The 3,029-nt window shown below is 74.1% G+C and carries 1 protein-coding gene; it reads right to left on the bottom strand.

Features of this window, described 5'->3' with window-relative positions; translation table 11 throughout:
- Positions 1–2,992 (bottom strand): type I polyketide synthase (locus tag ABD999_RS43685; protein ID WP_345483300.1); only part of this gene is annotated, 2,992 nt, incomplete at its 3' end.
- Positions 2,993–3,029 lie beyond the last annotated feature (37 nt).

Below are 3,029 nucleotides of genomic sequence, written 5' to 3'. Positions count from 1 at the left end.
AACCCCGCTCCCCCAGCCGCTCGTAACCCCCCTCGACCTCCACCACCACCGCGTCGACGGGTGGCCACACCCCGGCCCACTCGCACACACCGGCACCCACGGCGCCGTCGGCCAGCGAGCCGGACGCGTGCCGGGTCCAGCCGGTCTCGGGGTCGTCGACCGGCCGCGAGTGGACGCGCACCGGGCGGGCGCCCGAGGAGTCAGGAGGGTCCACGACGACCTGGACCGTGATCGGGCCGTGCCGCGGCAGCACCAGCGGAGCCTCGAACATCAGCTCCTCGACCAGGTCGGACCCGGTCCTCGTGGCGGCTTCCAGGACCAGGTCGGCCAGCGCGGTGCCGGGCAGCACCACGGCGCCCGCCACCGCGTGGTCGGCGAGCCAGGGCGCGCCGTTGATCGACAGGCTGCCGGTGAACACGACCGGCCCGTCCCCGGCGAGGTCGAGCTCGGCTCCCAGCAGGGGGTGGGCGACCTCGCGCAGGCCGACGGCGGACAGGTTCGCGGCGCGGGCGGGCGGGCCGAGCCAGTAACGCTCGCGCTCGAAGGCGTAGGTCGGCAGGTCCACCCGGTTCCCGCCGGGGAGCAGCGCGGGCCAGTCGACGGACGCTCCGGCGGCCCAGGCGCCGGCCAGGCACGCGGCCAGCGCGTCAGGCTCGGCGCGGTCGCGGCGGTGCAGGGCGAGGATCGAGGCGTCCTCGCCGGTGACGCAGTCGTGCGCCATGCCGGCGAGCACGGCCTGCGGCCCGACCTCCAGGAAGAGGTTGACCCCCTGCTCCTCCAGCCGGGCGATCATCGGGTGGAACAAGACGGGCAGCCTGATCTGGCTCAGCCAGTATTCGGGGCTGGTCCACGGGGTGTCGAGGAGGCCGGTCACGGACGCGATCCGGGGCTTGCCGAACGTCACCGTGTCCAGCTCGGCGGCGAACTCGCCGACCATCGGTTCCATCAGCGGGGAGTGGAAGGCGTGGCTGACGGTCAGCCGCCGGGTGCGCCGGCCGCGCTCGCGCCAGTGGGCGGCGACCGCGAGACACGTCTCCTCGTCGCCGGAGATCACCACGCTGTCCGGCCCGTTGACGGCGGCGATGCCAGCCTTGTCGTCGAGCCCGGCCAGGGTGAGCCGGACCTCGTCCGGCGTGGCGGCGATCGCGATCATGGCGCCGGGCTCGCGCAGCCCGTGCATCAGCCGGGCGCGGGCGGCGATCAGGCGGGCGGCGTCCGGCAGCGACCAGATCCCGGCGACGTGCGCGGCGGCGAACTCGCCGACGGAGTGCCCGGCGACGTACGCGGGGGCGAGCCCGAGCGACTCCAGCAGCCGGAAGGCGGCGACCTCGAAGGCGAACAGGGCCGGCTGGGTGTAGAGGGTCTCGTCGAGCAGGGCGGCTTCCGGGGTGCCTGGCCCGGCCCACATGACCTCGCGCAGCGGCCGGTCCAGGTGGGGGTCGAGGGCGGCGCACGCCTCGTCCAGGGCCGCGGCGAACACCGGCGAGGCGGCGGCCAGCTCCCGGCCCATGCCGGGCCGCTGCCCGCCCTGCCCGGTGAACAGGAAGGCCGTGCGGGTGTGCTCGGCCGCCACGCCGGTGACCACCTCGGCCACGGGACGCCCGTGCAAGTGGTCGCCGAGATGGGCGACCAGGGTCTCATGGTCGCGGCCGAGCACGACCGCGCGGTGCGGGTGCGCCGTCCGGGTGGTGACCAGGGAGTGTGCCACGTCGGCGGGGTCGGGGCGGTCCTGCGCCGTGACGTGGCGGTGCAGCCGCTCGGCCTGCGCGCGCACGCCCTGGGCGGTGTGGCCGCTGACGGCCCAGGCGAGCGGGCCGGTGAAGACGCGCTCGGGGCGGGCTTCGGGCAGGGGCGCGGCCTCGGGGACGTATTCCTCGATGATGGCGTGCGCGTTGGTGCCGCTGATGCCGAAGGAGGAGACCCCCGCCCGGCGGGGGTGCTCGCCGCGCGGCCACTCGCGGGCCTCGGTGAGCAGCCGTACGCCGCCCGCGGACCAGTCGGCGTGCGGCGTCGGCTCCTCGACGTGGAGGGTACGGGGCAGCGTCCCGTGCCGCATGGCCTGCACCATCTTGATCACACCGGCCACCCCGGCAGCCGCCTGGGTGTGACCGATGTTCGACTTCAACGAGCCCAGCCACACCGGCCGCTCAGCCGGACGGCCACGCCCGTACGTGGCCAGCAACGCCTGCGCCTCGATCGGGTCGCCCAACGTCGTGCCGGTGCCGTGCGCCTCCACGACGTCGATGTCCCGCGTGTCCAGCAACGCGTCGGCCAGCGCCTGACGGATCACCCGCTCCTGGGCCGGACCGCTCGGCGCCGTCATCCCGTTGGAGGCGCCGTCCTGGTTCACCGCCGAACCACGCACCACCGCCAGGATCCGCCGGCCGTTGCGCCGCGCCTCCGACAACCGCTCCAGCACCAGCACCCCCACACCCTCCGCCCACGCCGCACCATCGGCAGTGGAGGAGAACGGCTTGCAGCGGCCGTCAGGAGAGAGCGCGCGCTGGCGCGAGAACTCCACGAAGGCGTCAGGTGAGGCCAGCAGGGTGACGCCGCCCGCGAGGGCCAGCGTGCACTCCTCCTGCCGCAGGGCCCGCACGGCCAGGTGCAGGGTGACCAGGGAGGAGGAGCAGGCGGTGTCGACGGTGAGCGAGGGGCCTTCGAGCCCGAGGGTGTAGGAGACCCGCCCGGACAGCACGCTGGGCGTGCTCGCCGACAGCAGCACCCCCTCCAGCGCCGGAGGAACCGCGCCGTGCACGTAACGGGAGGAGTAGTCGTTGAACATGTTGCCGGCGTAGACGCCGGTACGGCTGCCCCGCAGCGTCACCGGATCGATCCCCGCCCGCTCCAACGCCTCCCAGCACGACTCCAAGAACAACCGATGCTGCGGATCCGTCGCCAGCGCACTCCGCGGACTCATCCCGAAGAACGCCGCATCGAACTCACCCGCGTCATACACGAACCCCCCATGACGCGTATACGACTTCCCCACCACCTCCGGATCCGGATCGAACAACCCCTCCAGATCC

The organism is Nonomuraea ferruginea, from assembly GCF_039540635.1.
GTDB lineage: Bacteria > Actinomycetota > Actinomycetes > Streptosporangiales > Streptosporangiaceae > Nonomuraea > Nonomuraea ferruginea.
The sequence above is the reverse complement of the archived record's forward strand: the minus strand, read 5'-3'. Positions and strand labels throughout refer to the sequence as shown.